A 14,706-nucleotide genomic window follows, 5' to 3' on the forward strand; every position below is an offset into this window, starting at 1 on the left:
CTTCGCCGATGGCGGCTATGCCGGTGAAAAGCTGCGCGCCGCCCTGGTGGGCAACGGCAACTGGACGATAGAGATCATCAAACGCTCCGATGCTGCTGAAGGCTTCGAACTCCTGCCCCGCAGATGGGTGGTGGAGCGCACTTTCGCATGGCTGGGCAGATGCCGCCGGTTGGCAAAGGACTGGGAGGCGTCAATCGAAAGTTCCACCGCATGGATCAACATCGCTAGTATCAGGGTCATGACACGCAGGCTCGCAACCTATTGTCTTGTCTCATGAACTTTTGAATCGGACTCTAAGAGGGCCTGTTCGTCGTCAAGTGCATATGCGCGAATTATTTCAGGAGTAGCATCTGGAATTTCGATTGTGACAAGATCGTCCCGCGGGATTACTCGATTGATCTTAACCAAACGAAATTTGTAGATCGCGCGACCGGCAAGTTGAATTACCCACTCTTTGCCAGGTGGTTGTGTCCCGACTATCCGTTCAGGTAGTGCATTTCGAAATCGAAACGAATAGAGCACGTCACCCAAGTTCTTTGGCAACCTAATGCGCAGAAACTCGGCAGCTTCTTCAATGTCAGTACGAGCAAATTCAAGCTCGGTCTTGTCTTCGCTGTACTGATCAAAAAAGATCTTCTCTACAATTGCCTCATAGCGATTTGTTGGCTTAGGCATAAGCCGATCCTGTGGCCTTGATCTGTGCTTCGATCTCTTCTTGTTTGCGTTTTCTGGCTCCGCTCTTGCGGTCTCGCCGTGATGGGGGAGTGGGCACGCCGTAATTCCTTGAAGCCGCGGAAAGGTCCATTTCGAGAAGCTCCTTACGACCAAGCGCCAGAGTCTTTTCAGGACGCGTTGGCAATATACCCAGAGCTTGAATAACCGAGGCGGCAATTGCGCGTGCTAAAGGGGGGGGCACGGCGTTACCGATTTGGCGCGCTCCATGCCACTTGGTAACGTGAAATCGGAACCAATCAGGGAAGCCATGTAACCGAGCCATTTCGCGTACTGTTATGCAGCGTGGATACTTGTAATGCACTGGCCGAGGGCTTGTGAACGCTCCTCTGGCTCCATCCGTTCCGGCGCGCAGTGTGTTCGACAACCCATACGGAGCGAGCTTGAAGAAGCGACTTATTGGTTCGACGTTACCAGGTTCAGTTTCCGTGAAGCGTCTTCTTGAGATTTCAGTGTGTTTGGTCCGTGCACTTGAAGTGAGAGTGCTCGGTGCCCAATGCCGCTTGTAGCCAAAGTCCCAGGCATCATTTGTAAGAGCACGAAGTTTTGCGGCGTAAGTGGACGGTGCATCGTACTTTGTATTGACCGTGTCTCTGTTCAAAAGCGAAGCGAAACGGTCCGCATCAGGCAAATCTCCAATTGCGTCTTCCACCGTAGGGCCATTCGGAAGATCTGCAATCGGCTTTTTTCCATCAGCTGCAGTCGTAATGAGGCTAGGATAACAAGGTAGTTTTTCACCCTTCTTAGCGCCAACCAAGATCAATCTGTGGCGGTGTTGGGGAACGCCAAAGTTTGCTGCGTTGAGAACCGTTCCCTTGCGGTTCTCAAAGTTGACTTCGTACTCTCGTTGCTCGAATTCTTGAACCAATTCTTCCAAAAAACGTTTGTGTTTTCCAACCGTTAGGCCCTTTACATTTTCGAAAACAAAAGTGCGTGCGTCTAGCTCTGCCACCAGCCTGACAAATTCCATGACCAGCTCATTTCGCGGGTCGTCTAAGACGCGATGTCCAATTAGCGAGAACCCTTGGCAAGGTGGTCCACCGAACACACAGTCAATTTGTTTGTTGCCAATACCGGCCACCTCCCGAATTTTTTTTGCTGAAAGTCCGGCGACTGACTCTGCGAGGATTGCTGTTTGCGGGAAGTTATATTCGTGAACCGCGCAGTGCACAGGGTCGACCTCGACGGCCGCGGCAACATCGAAACCGGCCTGTTCGAAACCAAGGCTCATACCGCCTGCACCGGCGAATAAGTCAATTCCGATCGGCCGATTGTTCATGGTCTGTCCCCTTCTGCGATTCTGAACATTAGCGGAGTCGAGAGAAGCTGTCGATCGTGAAATCAGATTTAGTTGTGTAAGAATTTTAGAAGCTTTGATTTTAAAGAGTTAAGGTCGCCAGTCTCACACTGCCAGACCTCCAACACGCTCCATCCGTTTTTTTTGAGTTCCTGCTTCTTGCGCTCGTCCCGCTTCAGATTTGAGGAGATTTTCGGTCCCCAGTAATCAAGTTTCGATTTTGGAAGGCGTCCTTTTGAGCAACCGTGTCCATGCCAAAAACACCCGTGAATGAATAGAGCCTTCTTTTTAGGGCCGAATACAATGTCGGGTTTTCCAGGTAGGTCTTTGCGGTGAAGTCTGTATCTGAAGCCCATGGAATGCAGCAAGCGCCTAACAATCAACTCGGGACCAGTGTCTTTGCTTTTAACAGCTTGCATTATGCGTCGGCGTTGCTCGGGGCTTCTGGTATCCATGATTTCAAATTTTATTTGGTGAAAGACTTCGTTTCCAGCACCTATTAGCTACTTGGTGCTCGATTGCGATTGCGGCCCGTGCGAACAAACACCTTCGCAGCTTGCCTGCCCGTATCGATCAGCAGAACAAATCAGAACCAAACTGTCGGAGTTCTGCAGAAAAACTTCTGCAATTCTGCATTTGTTCCCTGCATATTCCTGCGCGAAATTGAGATCGGGGGTGTCGGCTAATTCTGGTAAATGCTTTTTATTACTCGGATTTTGATGGTGCTGCCGGAGAGATTCGAACTCTCGACCTCTCCCTTACCAAGGGAGTGCTCTACCCCTGAGCTACGGCAGCATCCGGTGCGTCTTCAGAGGCGGGCCGCATGGGGCTTTTCCGGGGGAAAAGCGCGACTTTAAGGACGCAAATGCCTGATCCGATCAGCGGGGCCGACCGGATTGAGGGCGCTTTTGCCATATGCGGGCCGGGGACGCAAGCGGTGATTTGGATTTTTTCCCGCCCTCGAATCCGGCCGGCGGAAGACCTTGCCTCGCAGGAAGGCTTTCGCCCCGTAACTGCCTGCAAAAGCGCGGGTTTTGCCGTCTGGGGATATCGGCTGAGGTCGGGCCGGGCAGGTCATATGGGGAGCCGGGAGAAAATGGGGGTGTCAAGGCCGGACAAGGGCGCGACATGCGCAGCCCGCTGGAAATGCGACGCCCGGACCACGCCACTGGATGATATGCCACCTGATGAAGAGGCAGCCTCGATCCGACCGGTTGGGCCGGGTTGCAAGGGAGAGGCGGGGCGGAAGGCGATGGCCGCGCTACGGCAAAGCGGACTGTTCAGCGAAGGGCAGGCTTGGTAAAGAGAAGGGGAACCAGTCATTTGAAGCGCATTGCCATGAGCAAAAAAGATCAGCACGGCCAGCCGGTTGCCAAAGATCCCGGCGAACCGGCCGGGACAGGGGACAAGGACGTCCGCAAGGACAGGGAAACCGTCCGGCAGGAGCGTCTTGCCGAGGCCCTGAGGGCGAACCTGCGCCGCCGCAAGAGCGCCGCCAAAAGCCGCAAGGCTGAGTGAGGCGCACTGACGGGATAATTCAGGCGATTGCTCGCCCGATTGATTGCCCTTGCAATGCCCATGGTCTGCCTTGCATGGGCCACAAGTTGCGTGTAGATCCCAGGACTTGATTGAATTTGGCCGGATCAGCCTTGATATGAAGATGATCGGCCGTGCGATATTCACAGCCTGCGTTCATCCGGACGCGGGAGGTTCCAGGAAAAGACCGCGCCGGTCCGCGGTACGGGTTCGGGGAAGACTATGGACAGTATCAAGGTTGTCGGCGGCAGGGAACTGAACGGGATCATCCCGATTTCCGGAGCCAAGAACGCGACGCTGCCGCTGATGATCGCCTCGCTTCTGACGGACGAGACCCTGACGCTGACCAACGTGCCGCGCCTGCGCGACGTGGCGCAGCTCACGCAGATCCTGTCCAACCACGGCGTCGACTATTCGGTGAACGGCAAGCGCAACGGCCAGGACGAACTGGCCGGACAGACGCTGAACCTGACCGCCCGCGAGATCGTCGACACCACCGCGCCCTATGAACTTGTTTCCAAGATGCGCGCCAGCTTCTGGGTTGTCGGCCCGCTGGTCGCCCGGTGCCGCGAAGCCCGGGTCTCGCTGCCCGGCGGCTGCGCCATCGGCACGCGTCCGGTGGACTTCTTCATCGACGGGCTGGCCGCGCTCGGCGCCGATATCGAGATCGAGGCCGGTTATGTGGTCGTCAAGGCACCAGGCGGCCTGAAGGGAGCCCGCGTTGAATTTCCGAAAGTCTCCGTCGGCGCGACCCACACGATCATGATGGCCGCGACGCTTGCGCAGGGCGAAACGGAAATCGTCAACGCCGCCCGCGAGCCGGAAGTGGTCGATCTGGCCAAGTGCCTCAGGGCGATGGGCGCGGAGATCGAAGGCGAGGGCACCTCCACAATCCGCATTCAGGGCAAGCCGCGCCTTCACGGTGCGCGCCATGCGGTGGTGCCGGACCGGATCGAAACCGGCACCTATGCCATGGCGGTCGCCATGACCGGCGGCGATGTGCTGCTGCAGGGCGCTCGCTCGGATCTCTTGGAATCGGCGCTGGACACCCTGCGCCAGGCGGGCGCCGAGATCACCCAGACAGCGTACGGCATCAAGGTGTATCGCAACGGCAACGGCATTCAGCCCGTCGATGTGACCACGGAACCCTTCCCGGGTTTCCCGACGGACCTGCAGGCGCAGTTCATGGCGCTGATGACAAAGGCGGGCGGGGCCAGCCGGATCACCGAAACCATCTTCGAAAACCGCTTCATGCATGTGCAGGAACTGGCGCGGCTGGGAGCCAACATCCATGTGGACGGCCGCACGGCGACGGTCGAGGGTGTCTCCACCCTGCGCGGCGCGCCTGTGATGGCGACGGACCTCAGGGCTTCCGTGTCGCTGGTCATCGCAGGTCTCGCGGCGGAGGGGGAGACCACCGTCAACCGCGTCTACCATCTCGACCGGGGCTTTGAGCGCCTGGAAAACAAGCTTACCCGCTGCGGCGCGCAGATCGACCGGATTTCCAGCTAGGCCGGCGCTGGTACGGGCAAGCGCGGGGCACGAAAGCCGGAAAGCCGCAGGGGCAGGGTGCGCCTTATTCCCGATTGCCAAATCCCTCATTCCCCTTTACGTCAACAGCCTTGGGAACCGGGCAGACTGCGCTTATATGCGCTTTGCCGGAAAAGCCGGAAAATGCCGGAAAATGTATGACGGGAGCAGAATTCGACCGCTATGGATCAATTGAAACTCGCCGCCCTTGATCAGGAAGACCTCCAGGTTCTCTCCGCCCATTTGCAGGATGCCGTCCTGACCGTCGCCGATATCCGCTATCTGCCGAAGGAAAAGAAGGTGGTCTTCGTCGTGAACCGGTTTGTCTGGGACAAGGAAACAGACAAACGCTCGAAAAAACACGAGCGCCGCCGCTCGGCCCTGGCATTCGCCCAGGTCAACGCCATGAAGGTGCAGAACATCCGTCAGGATGCCAAGGGCGCTGTGCTGGAACTGCTGGCCGTGACGTTCAAGCCCGGCAAGGAGCCTTCCGGCCAGATCGAGCTCGCTTTCGCAGGTGGCGCCAGTCTGCTCCTGGAAGTGGAATGTATCGAGGCGCAGCTCTCCGATCTTGGCGCTGCCTGGTCGACCCCCAACCTGCCGCAGCACGATCTGGATTGATCGCTCCGGTGCCGCAGGTTGCCGGACCCCGGAGTTGGGACTGAGAATCGGCACCGAGAATTGCCGTTGAGAAAAATGGAGAGTTGCGTGGTTCAACGCCTTTCAGACAAGGACGCCGGATTCGAGGCGCGTTTCGCGGACCTTCTGGCCGGAAAGCGGGAAGTGTCGGAAGATGTCGATCACATCGTCCGGGACATTCTTGAAAATGTCCGCAGCCATGGCGACCGGGCCGTTCTGGACTATACCCGCAAGTTCGACCGGCTGGATGCGGCCGGCATGGCGGAACTGACGGTCTCGTCCGCCGAGATCGAGGCTGCGGCGGCAAAGGTGCCCCGCGAGACGCTGGACGCATTGCAACTCGCCCATGACCGGATCCACGTGCATCATGCCCGGCAGATGCCGAAGGACGATCGCTATACCGATCCGCTCGGCGTGGAACTGGGGTCCCTGTGGACCGCCGTCGAAGCGGTCGGTATTTATGTGCCTGGCGGAACGGCCAGCTATCCGAGTTCTGTATTGATGAACGCGGTCCCGGCGAAGGTCGCCGGCGTCGAACGTATCGTCATGGTGGTTCCCAGCCCGGACGGCGTGCTCAATCCGCTGGTTCTTGCCGCTGCCCGGATCGCCGGCGTCACGGAAATCTACCGGATCGGCGGGGCCCAGGCGGTTGCGGCTCTTGCCTATGGCACCGAGACGATTGCCCCGGTCGCCAAGATCGTCGGGCCCGGAAACGCCTTTGTGGCCGCGGCCAAGCGCAGGGTGTTCGGCACGGTCGGCATCGACATGATCGCCGGCCCCTCGGAAGTCCTGATCGTCGCCGATGGCGAAAACAACGCCGACTGGGTGGCCGCCGATCTTCTGGCGCAGGCCGAACACGATACCGCTGCCCAGTCGATCCTGATCACCGACAGCGCGGACCTGGCCGACGAGGTGGAAACCGCCGTCGAGGCGCAGCTCAGGGCGCTGCCGCGCGAAGACGTCGCCCGGGCGAGCTGGCGCGATTTCGGCGCCATTATTCTGGTGGACACTCTTGAAGCGGCCATGCCGCTCGCCAACCGGATCGCGCCGGAGCATCTGGAGCTGGCGGTGGCCGACCCGGAAGCGCTTTTGAAGAAGGTGCGCAACGCCGGGGCGGTGTTCCTCGGGCACTATACCCCCGAGGCCATCGGCGATTATGTGGGCGGTTCAAACCACGTTCTGCCGACGGCGCGCTCGGCCCGGTTTTCCTCCGGCCTTTCCGTGCTCGAATTCGTCAAGCGCACGTCGGTTCTCAAATGCAGCGCGGAAAATCTGAGAGCGCTCGGCCCGGCGGCCATCGCCCTTGGTGAAGCGGAGGGGTTGTCTGCGCACGCGCGCTCTGTTTCCATCAGACTGAACCTGTAGCCGATACCCGAGAGAGGCTTCTGCAGCATGAGCGAACCGCAAGCGGATACAGATCCGAACGCCTCCGGCGGCAAGCTGGTGGACGTGATTCTTGATGAAGCCTCCATTTCCCGTTCAACTCCGGAAGTGGAGCACGACAGGGCGGTCGCGATCTACGATCTGATCGAGGAAAACAGTTTCCAGCCGGTGGGCCATCCATCCGCGCGGTTCATCCTCGATCTCTCGGTGATCGAAAAGAAACTTGTTTTCCGGATCAAGCTGGAAGACGGGCGGGAGGTTGTCACCCACGTCCTGTCCCTGTCGCCTTTGCGCAAGATCGTCAAGGACTACGACCTGATCTGCCAGAGCTACTACGAGGCGATCCGCCATGCGACGCCCAGCCAGATCGAAGCCATCGACATGGGCCGGCGCGGTGTTCACAACGAGGGCTCGACCGTCCTCATGGAGCGCCTGGAAGGTAAGGTCGAGGTGGACATGCAAACCGCACGACGGCTGTTCACGCTCGTCTACGCCCTGCACTGGAAGGGTTGACGGGAATGACCGGGCCGGGCCTTCGTCCGACTGCGGTAATGTTCGCCTGCGGGATGAATTCCGTGCGCTCGCCCATGGCCGAGGCCCTGACGCGGAAACTGTTTCCCAACCAGGTCTATGTGCGTTCCGCCGGTGTGCGCCAGGGCAAGATCGACCCCTTCGTCGACGCGGTCATGGCCGAAATCGGCGTGGACATGAGCAAGCATCAGCCCAGAACATTCGAGCAGCTGGACGAATCCGGGTTCGACCTGGTTGTGACGCTGGCGCCCGAAGCCCACCACAAGGCGCTCGACATGACCCGCACCGAGGCCGTCGACGTGGAATACTGGCCGACGCTTGACCCGACTTTGGCGACCGGCAGCCGAGAGCAGATCCTCAGCGAATACCGGGCCGTCCGGGACCAGTTGATGATGCGCATCAAGAAACGCCTGGACTGGACCCCGCCGCCGAGCGGCTGATGCCATCGGGAGGTAATCCGTGTGCCGGAAACTGTATTTCCGGCCCGGACGAACTGGGGTTCCGACGCCTTGAGATGAAGCGTAAATGCCGTAATTCCGCGGTTCCCGGGCTCCATAGGGAGCTTGAAACCCGGTGTCCGCCGCGGGTGATCTGTATAAGCCGGGGTTTCTTTGGCCGGCTGTGGAAAGAAAGGTTCACTTTCTGTCCCTAATCCGTTAGTTTCCCCCGCACCCGCGGGCAGGACCCGCTTTATTCAGGATATCAAATGGCCAAAGAAGAAGCTCTGGAGTTTCCGGGCGTCGTAACAGAACTGTTGCCGAACGCGACGTTCCGCGTAAAACTTGAAAATGAACACGAAATCATCGCCCACACAGCCGGGCGCATGCGCAAGAACCGTATCCGCGTTCTGGCGGGCGACAAGGTTCTCGTCGAGATGACCCCGTATGACCTCACCAAGGGGCGGATCACCTACCGCTTCAAGTAAGCGGATTGCATGGTGACCCCGGCTGCAAGGTTCGCGTTTTCATGATGAATGCCCCACAGTTGATCCTGGCCTCCGCATCGCCGCGCCGCCTCGCGCTGCTGCAGCAGATCGGGCTGGAACCGGATCAACTCCTGCCTGCCGACATCGACGAGACACCGAAGAAGCACGAGACACCGCGCCGTCTTGCGCTGCGGCTGGCCCGGTCCAAGGCCGAAACCGTCCGTCAGAAGGTGGACGCTTCGGACAGTCTGCGGGACAGCGTGGTGCTTGCCGCCGATACGGTTGTCTCCGTCGGCCGCCGGGCCCTTCCGAAAGCGGAGCTTACGGATCAGGCGGTCATGTGCCTGTCGCTCCTGTCCGGCAGGGGACATCGGGTTTTCACGGCCGTCGCCGTGGCTGAAGCCAACGGCAAGGTGCGGTCCAGGCTGGTGGAGACCCGTGTCCGCTTCAAGCGCCTCTCGCGCAAGGACATGGATGATTACGTGGCGTCCGGCGAATGGCGCGGCAAGGCCGGGGGCTATGCCATCCAGGGTCTGGCGGGCAGCTTTGTCGTCAAGCTGGTCGGATCCTATCCGGCTGTCGTCGGACTGCCGCTGGTGGAGACCGCGTTTCTGCTGACCGCTGCCGGATATCCGGTCCACAAGGGCTGGGCCACGGCCGCCGCCTGACCGCCGGCCGGGTCATTCGTTCGCTGACACAAGGAAAGGGGAGACCGCCATGGCCGGGACCACAGCCCAGAAACCACAGCGCCGCATGCGCCCCTGTCCGATCTGTTCGAAACTGTCGACGCCGGACGACTATCCGTTCTGCTCCGACCGTTGCGCCAAGATCGACATGAACCGCTGGTTCACGGGAAGCTACGCCATTCCCGTGGTCGAAACCGACGACATCGACGAGAGCAACCTGCCGGAAGATTGAGGCTGCAGGGCTCTTCGCGCGCTCCGAGCGCTGGCTGGGTGCTCGAAACGGTTTGTTCCCGGCCGCCCGCGAAGACGCAGCTCCGGTCCGCTCCATTTTACTGTATCACTGGGGTTGAAGTTGCAGTGCATGCGCCTGAGGGCCATCCCTACGCAGGCCGGAGCGCGGTAATCTTATGATTTTACCAATAAGTTCAATTCGGTATCGAGTGTGTTCCCGCTCCTCCCGATAACACTGCATCGGATCCGGCAATAACCTGACCGGTTTGACGGAAGCGCGGCTCCGTGGGGTCGAGACGGCGCGACGAGCCGCGGAAGTGTGCGAATTTTAGGCAGGACTGCAAAAAAATTTATCCGGCAAAATTTTTTTCAGAATCGGACCTTCGGCCTCTTGCAGCTGTCACGAAACTGCACCAAGATTGGCACATACTGGCGATCCTGACGCCATCGGTCCCGGTTGTGTGCGCTGCGGCCGACACGACCTCATTGTGGCCGGTCAGGGTCAAGAACAACACCGGGAGCGGTGCCGGATGGAGTCCGCCGGCATGGCAACACCAACCAAACCAAGGGCGAGGGTCCGATGAACAAACGTTTCCTGAGCGCAGCGGTGCTGTCCGTGTCGACGGCGCTGTCGACGGCAGCCTATGCCGACTATTCCCTGACGATCTTGCATTTGAACGACCTGCACTCGCGCATTGAATCGATCAACAAGTACGATTCCACCTGCGATGCGGAATCCGAAACGGAAGGCAAGTGCTTCGGCGGCATCGCCCGCATCAAGACCAAGCTCGACGAGCGGCGTGCCGCGCTCGAAGGGGAAGGCCGCAATTTTCTGGTCGTTGATGCCGGTGACCAGTTCCAGGGGTCGTTGTTCTACACCACCTACAAAGGCGAAGCCGCAGTCGGTTTCCTCAATGACATGGATATCGACGTCATGGCCGTCGGCAACCATGAATTCGACGATGGTCCCGAAGCCCTTGCAGCCTTTATCGACAAAGCCGAGTTCCCGGTGATCTCGGGCAATATCGATGTCAGTGGCGACGCGTCGCTGAAGGGCAAGGTGCCGGGAGTGCTCATTCTTGAAAAGGGCGGCGAGAAGATCGGCATCGTCTCGACGCTGGCGGAAGACACCGTCGAAACCTCCTCTCCGGGAGACGATGTCCGCTTCATACGGGCTGAAGACTACCTGAAGGGAGCGGTCGAGGGTCTCGAAGCCGCCGGGGTCAACAAGATTGTCGCCGTCACTCACATGGGCCTGTCGCGTGACAGGGAAATTGCAGCGGCCGTTTCCGGCATCGACCTGATCGTCGGCGGTCACTCTCACACGCTGCTGTCCAACACGCAGGAGCGTGCGGAAGGTCCGTATCCGGTCATGGTGACCAACCCGGACGGCCAGGATGTGCCGATCGTGCAGGCCTATGCCTACGGCAAGTTCCTGGGCGAAATCGACGTGAGCTGGGACGATGACGGCAATCTTCTCAAGGCCGAGGGTGAGCCGATCCTGCTGGATGCCTCCGTGACGCCCGACGAGGACTTCCTCGCGCGCGTGGCTGGATATGCGGCGCCCATCGAGGAGTTGAAGATCAAGGTGATCGGCTCATCGGATGCGGTCATCGACGGTGACAGGGGTTCGTGCCGCGCTGGCGAGTGCCAGATGGGCAATCTCGTCGCCGACGCGATGCTGGACCGTGTGAAGGACCAGGGCGTCCAGATCGCGATCCAGAACGGCGGTGGCCTGCGTGCTTCTATCGATGCCGGTGAAGTCACCATGGGCGAGGTCCTGACCGTGCTGCCGTTTCAGAACACCCTGTCGACCTTCGAACTGAAAGGCGCGGGCATTCTGACGGCGCTGGAAAACGGCGTCAGCCAGGTGGAGGAGGGGGCCGGCCGGTTCTCGCAGGTCGCCGGGCTGAAATACAGCTTCGACAAGTCGAAGCCCGCCGGTGAACGTGTCTTCGATGTGATGGTTCAGGAAGGCGACGGCTTCGTGCCGCTGGATCCTGAAAAAGTCTATGGCGTCGTGTCCAACAACTACATGCGCAGCGGCGGCGACGGCTACGATGTTTTCGAAACGGACGGCATGAACGCCTACGATTTCGGACCTGACCTTGCCGATGTTGTCTCCGAATATCTGGCGGCCAAGAACGGCTACACGCCTTATACGGACGACCGCATCACCGTGAAGTAGGCCTGCGGGCCTACGGGAACGGTTTTGAAATACGAAAGCGCGCCGCTGTGGCGGCGCGCTGGCACCTTCCGCGTCCGCACCCCCATCGCACTGTGCCGTGCCGGACCCGATCCGGCACCTGCTTCCGGCGTATCGGGGAGCCGCGGCGTGATCACGATTGCTTTGAGATCCCTCAAAGCGGAAGCGTTGTGGAAACCGGATTGAGCGGTCTCGCGCCATCGCAGACACCACCTGCTTGTCCTCAAGCTTTTGAGAGCTCTGGAGAACGGCGGAAAACCTGCGAAACGTCGATGGGCAGAAGCAAAAAATCTTCAGAAAAGCCTTGTTTTTCAGTTGTTTATGACGCGGTGGCGTTTTCCCCCGTTACCATGCCGCGAACCGGCAAAAAACTTTGCCGGGACGCTGGACAAGGTCATGGGGAGCCTCTATAAGGACCGGGCTTTCAGCGAACGGACACTGTCCCGGACGCATCGCAAGGCACGCCCAGATAGCTCAGTTGGTAGAGCAGCGGATTGAAAATCCGCGTGTCGCTGGTTCGATTCCGGCTCTGGGCACCACTTCCCCCTGAATTTTTCTTCAAGACCAAGCTTCTAAAGGCCTCATTGTGAATTTGAGAGCCTGTCAGCGGTAAGCTTCCTGTTTCACACTGTTTGTGTTCGTGCAGTGGCAATTATTGTTGCTGTGTGAATAGGAGAAGAGGGCCCGGAAATCTGCCGCGGCCTCCCTCGCAATCGACATCGCTGGCGATGGGCCGCAGGGGGTGTAACTTTGGTAGCGGCCGGATTGCGACTGTGTTACCGCCGTCATCAACCCTGTTGAGTGAATTGAGAAGCTGAATACCACCCTCGGCTGTCACCCCGGCCAAGCGCAGCGCTGAGCCGAGGCCCGCTCGTTCGCAGGGGCTCTGATAGGAGTCTCCAAGGCTGCTTCACACACAGCTCCGGGACAAACACTACGGCGCGCAGTCCCGAAGCTGGCAATCGACCGCCGATGAACAATCGCCGTTGCTTCAGCAAGTGGCACCGCGAGTAGGCCCCGGATCTGGCGACGCTGCCACCGGGGTGGCGACCGTGAGGGCGGGGCTCAGCTTCTCCATACATTCAACAGAGGTGATAACGAATTGAGGGGTCGTCAGCACTTCGAGCCGCTTTGAGAGATGCGTCCTGTGCCTGCCTTATGGCGCCACCTGCACATCCAGCAGCACCATCGTTCCCTGATCATCGATATGCTTCAGCGCTGCTTCTATCGCGCCCGGCAGGTCCGCGCCGTGCTCGACGCGTTGGGCGTGGGCGCGGCTGGCGCGGGCGATCATTGCGAAGTCGGGGACCGGCGAGAGGCCTGTCAGGGGCACCTGGTTGCTGCGGGCGGCGTGGCCGTCCGGATAAAGGCCGAGCACCGACTGGCGGACCGCGCCCCATTCCGCGTTGTTGAGGATGACCAGCAGGATGGGAAGCCGGTGGGCCTCGGCGATCTGGTGGCAGGCGACCGGATTGGAAAAGATGTAGGAGCCGTCGCCCATCGTGGCGACGATGGTGCGCTCCGGCGCGCCGATCTTCATGCCGAGCGCCGCCGGGAACGACCAGCCCAGCCCGCCGGAATGCGGTTCCTGAAACCAGGCTTGGGCGTGGGTGAGGGACATGGCGTCCATCGGGCAACCCAGTTCGGACAGAACCGAGGCGTCCCGTCCGGCCAGCGCTTCGGAGAGGCACAGGCTGACCCAGCTTTTGGTCATCGGGTCCCGTTCGCCGGCCTTTGCGGAGGTAATGGCCTTCTTGCGGGTTCCGGCGTTCGTGTCCGCCCAGAACTTGCGCCTTGCTTCCTCTCGCTCTGACGGGGTGAATGCCGCGAGTTTCTTTTTCAGGGCCAGCAGACCAGGCTCGACATCCGCAGCGAGGGCCAGATCGCACTGGAAGTTGCGCACCGGCACTCGGCTGAAGAGCGGGTCCTGGGCAAGATGAATGACTTTTGCGCCCGGGCGCGGGCCGTGAGCGTCCGGCGCCCATGGGGCGAGGCAGTCGATCACCAGAATGACATCGGCCTTTTCCAGCAGCGGGGCGGGTGGGGCGGCCGCGGCCATGGGGTGGTCGCTGTCGATGGCGCATTGCACGGCCCAGTACTGGCACACGGGTATGCCCCATTTTTCCGCCAGCTCACCGAGCGCGGCAAATCCGTCCGGGCCGCCCGCGCCGTGCTGGGCGAAGATGACCGGATTTTCCGCTTCCGCAAGCCATTTCGCCGCGGTCTCGAAGTCCGCCTCGCTCAGGCCCGGGCGGGCAGGGCGCATGATTGGCGGAAGGTCAAGCTGCTCGGTGCCTGTCGGCTCGCACAGGACCTCGCGCGGCAGGCTGACATAGACAGGACCGCGCGGCGCGGTTTCGGCGATGGCCTTGGCCCGGTCGGCGGTTTCCACCGCCTGTTCGGGAAACCGCAGCTCGTAATCCCATTTAGAGGCTTCGCGCACCAGGGCCGTCTGATCGCGCATCTCCTGACCCCAGCCGATGGGCACCGTCCGCGAACCGAAGCGGTCTTTTTCCGTCGTCGGCGTGCGCCCGGAAAACAGCAGCACGGGAATATGTTCGGTGGCCGCGTTGATCGCGCCGATGGAGCAATTGGCAAGGCCCACATTGGTGTGCGCCATCACCGCCGCCGTCTTGCCGGTGGCCAGGTAATAGCCGTGCGCCATGCCCATGGCGGCCGATTCATGCGGAATGACCAGGCTTTCCGGCAGGTCGATGCCGCTTGCGGCAGCTTCCGCGAGGCCCTCGATGATCGGCGGGAAGTCGGTGCCCGAATTGGCGAAGATGTAATCGATACCGAGCGCTTTCAGCCGGGACAGCAGCGCGCCTCCGCAAGTCATCGTACCCGACCCGGTCTTGCCTGCCGGGGATGCGGATTTACGCTTCTGCGCTGGGGACTCCGGACTTGCCGCCGCCATCTTGACATTCTCCATTATTACTATAATAGTAACTTATATATCTTATATTGAAATAATTGAAATCATCCGTCAACACCCCCGTTTGCGGATCAG

15 protein-coding genes and 2 tRNA genes are annotated in these 14,706 nt (G+C 60.1%); 12 read left to right on the forward strand and 5 right to left on the reverse strand.

The annotated features are described in order from the left end of the window. Positions 1 to 277 (forward strand): transposase (locus tag OA90_RS14555; RefSeq protein ID WP_156510508.1); only part of this gene is annotated, 277 nt, incomplete at its 5' end. Here OA90_RS14555 and OA90_RS14560 read toward each other — a convergent pair. The 4 genes from OA90_RS14560 to OA90_RS14575 form a co-directional block, all read right to left on the reverse strand. Continuing rightward, positions 259 to 675: a hypothetical protein gene (locus OA90_RS14560; RefSeq protein WP_068413081.1), complete on the reverse strand. Its 417-nt coding sequence runs from the start codon at positions 673 to 675 to the stop codon at positions 259 to 261. The genes OA90_RS14555 and OA90_RS14560 overlap by 19 nt on opposite strands. Next, the gene (locus OA90_RS14565; RefSeq protein WP_068413085.1) at positions 668 to 2,011 is read right to left on the reverse strand and encodes a DNA cytosine methyltransferase; all 1,344 of its coding nucleotides are present in this window, start codon (positions 2,009 to 2,011) and stop codon (positions 668 to 670) included. Before OA90_RS14565 ends, OA90_RS14560 begins: the two co-directional genes overlap by 8 nt. Before the next feature lie 68 nt (positions 2,012 to 2,079). Next, complete coding sequence (locus OA90_RS14570) at positions 2,080 to 2,484, reverse strand: very short patch repair endonuclease (RefSeq protein ID WP_208986144.1); 405 nt, start codon at positions 2,482 to 2,484, stop codon at positions 2,080 to 2,082. 265 nt (positions 2,485 to 2,749) lie between these two features. After that, positions 2,750 to 2,824: transfer RNA gene (locus tag OA90_RS14575), tRNA-Thr, on the reverse strand. A 543-nt stretch (positions 2,825 to 3,367) separates the two neighbouring features. Here OA90_RS14575 and OA90_RS14585 point away from each other — a divergent pair. The 11 genes from OA90_RS14585 to OA90_RS14635 all read left to right on the forward strand — a co-directional run bounded on the left by OA90_RS14585 (position 3,368) and on the right by OA90_RS14635 (position 12,235). Then, a complete protein-coding gene (locus OA90_RS14585) occupies positions 3,368 to 3,547 on the forward strand; it encodes a hypothetical protein (protein WP_068413094.1) in 180 nt (59 codons plus the stop codon). A gap of 240 nt (positions 3,548 to 3,787) precedes the next feature. After that, entirely contained in the window at positions 3,788 to 5,077 is a 1,290-nt protein-coding gene (gene murA, locus OA90_RS14590; protein ID WP_068413100.1) for a UDP-N-acetylglucosamine 1-carboxyvinyltransferase, read from the forward strand. 201 nt (positions 5,078 to 5,278) lie between these two features. After that, positions 5,279 to 5,716 (forward strand): DUF2948 family protein, encoded by a 438-nt coding sequence (locus OA90_RS14595; RefSeq protein ID WP_068413103.1) that lies wholly within the window; start codon positions 5,279 to 5,281, stop codon positions 5,714 to 5,716. 75 nt (positions 5,717 to 5,791) lie between these two features. Continuing rightward, complete coding sequence (hisD, locus tag OA90_RS14600; protein ID WP_068413108.1) at positions 5,792 to 7,099, forward strand: histidinol dehydrogenase; 1,308 nt, start codon at positions 5,792 to 5,794, stop codon at positions 7,097 to 7,099. Positions 7,100 to 7,126: 27 nt separating this feature from the next. Further along, the gene (locus OA90_RS14605) at positions 7,127 to 7,630 is read left to right on the forward strand and encodes a UPF0262 family protein (RefSeq protein ID WP_068413110.1); all 504 of its coding nucleotides are present in this window, start codon (positions 7,127 to 7,129) and stop codon (positions 7,628 to 7,630) included. A 5-nt stretch (positions 7,631 to 7,635) separates the two neighbouring features. Next, positions 7,636 to 8,088: an arsenate reductase ArsC gene (locus OA90_RS14610; protein WP_068413112.1), complete on the forward strand. Its 453-nt coding sequence runs from the start codon at positions 7,636 to 7,638 to the stop codon at positions 8,086 to 8,088. A gap of 266 nt (positions 8,089 to 8,354) precedes the next feature. Beyond that, complete coding sequence (gene infA, locus OA90_RS14615; protein ID WP_068413114.1) at positions 8,355 to 8,573, forward strand: translation initiation factor IF-1; 219 nt, start codon at positions 8,355 to 8,357, stop codon at positions 8,571 to 8,573. A 41-nt stretch (positions 8,574 to 8,614) separates the two neighbouring features. Continuing rightward, entirely contained in the window at positions 8,615 to 9,241 is a 627-nt protein-coding gene (locus OA90_RS14620; RefSeq protein ID WP_068413611.1) for a Maf family nucleotide pyrophosphatase, read from the forward strand. Between the two features lie 49 nt (positions 9,242 to 9,290). Then, complete coding sequence (gene yacG, locus OA90_RS14625) at positions 9,291 to 9,491, forward strand: DNA gyrase inhibitor YacG (protein WP_068413116.1); 201 nt, start codon at positions 9,291 to 9,293, stop codon at positions 9,489 to 9,491. A 579-nt stretch (positions 9,492 to 10,070) separates the two neighbouring features. Continuing rightward, entirely contained in the window at positions 10,071 to 11,678 is a 1,608-nt protein-coding gene (locus tag OA90_RS14630; RefSeq protein ID WP_068413614.1) for a bifunctional metallophosphatase/5'-nucleotidase, read from the forward strand. A 481-nt stretch (positions 11,679 to 12,159) separates the two neighbouring features. Continuing rightward, positions 12,160 to 12,235: transfer RNA gene (locus tag OA90_RS14635), tRNA-Phe, on the forward strand. 617 nt (positions 12,236 to 12,852) lie between these two features. Here OA90_RS14635 and OA90_RS14640 read toward each other — a convergent pair. Next, complete coding sequence (locus OA90_RS14640; RefSeq protein WP_082837061.1) at positions 12,853 to 14,613, reverse strand: thiamine pyrophosphate-requiring protein; 1,761 nt, start codon at positions 14,611 to 14,613, stop codon at positions 12,853 to 12,855. Between the last annotated feature and the right edge of the window lie 93 nt (positions 14,614 to 14,706).

Source organism: Labrenzia sp. OB1 (assembly GCF_001624695.1).
In the GTDB taxonomy this organism is placed as follows: domain Bacteria; phylum Pseudomonadota; class Alphaproteobacteria; order Rhizobiales; family Stappiaceae; genus Roseibium.

Coding starts and splice junctions, on each gene's coding strand:
- OA90_RS14560 (WP_068413081.1), bottom strand. CDS start 675: ATGCCTAAGCCAACAAATCGCTATGAGGCAATTGTAGAGAAGATCTTT.
- OA90_RS14565 (WP_068413085.1), bottom strand. CDS start 2,011: ATGAACAATCGGCCGATCGGAATTGACTTATTCGCCGGTGCAGGCGGT.
- OA90_RS14570 (WP_208986144.1), bottom strand. CDS start 2,484: ATGGATACCAGAAGCCCCGAGCAACGCCGACGCATAATGCAAGCTGTT.
- OA90_RS14585 (WP_068413094.1), top strand. CDS start 3,368: ATGAGCAAAAAAGATCAGCACGGCCAGCCGGTTGCCAAAGATCCCGGC.
- murA (WP_068413100.1), top strand. CDS start 3,788: ATGGACAGTATCAAGGTTGTCGGCGGCAGGGAACTGAACGGGATCATC.
- OA90_RS14595 (WP_068413103.1), top strand. CDS start 5,279: ATGGATCAATTGAAACTCGCCGCCCTTGATCAGGAAGACCTCCAGGTT.
- hisD (WP_068413108.1), top strand. CDS start 5,792: ATGGAGAGTTGCGTGGTTCAACGCCTTTCAGACAAGGACGCCGGATTC.
- OA90_RS14605 (WP_068413110.1), top strand. CDS start 7,127: ATGAGCGAACCGCAAGCGGATACAGATCCGAACGCCTCCGGCGGCAAG.
- OA90_RS14610 (WP_068413112.1), top strand. CDS start 7,636: ATGACCGGGCCGGGCCTTCGTCCGACTGCGGTAATGTTCGCCTGCGGG.
- infA (WP_068413114.1), top strand. CDS start 8,355: ATGGCCAAAGAAGAAGCTCTGGAGTTTCCGGGCGTCGTAACAGAACTG.
- OA90_RS14620 (WP_068413611.1), top strand. CDS start 8,615: ATGATGAATGCCCCACAGTTGATCCTGGCCTCCGCATCGCCGCGCCGC.
- yacG (WP_068413116.1), top strand. CDS start 9,291: ATGGCCGGGACCACAGCCCAGAAACCACAGCGCCGCATGCGCCCCTGT.
- OA90_RS14630 (WP_068413614.1), top strand. CDS start 10,071: ATGAACAAACGTTTCCTGAGCGCAGCGGTGCTGTCCGTGTCGACGGCG.
- OA90_RS14640 (WP_082837061.1), bottom strand. CDS start 14,613: ATGGCGGCGGCAAGTCCGGAGTCCCCAGCGCAGAAGCGTAAATCCGCA.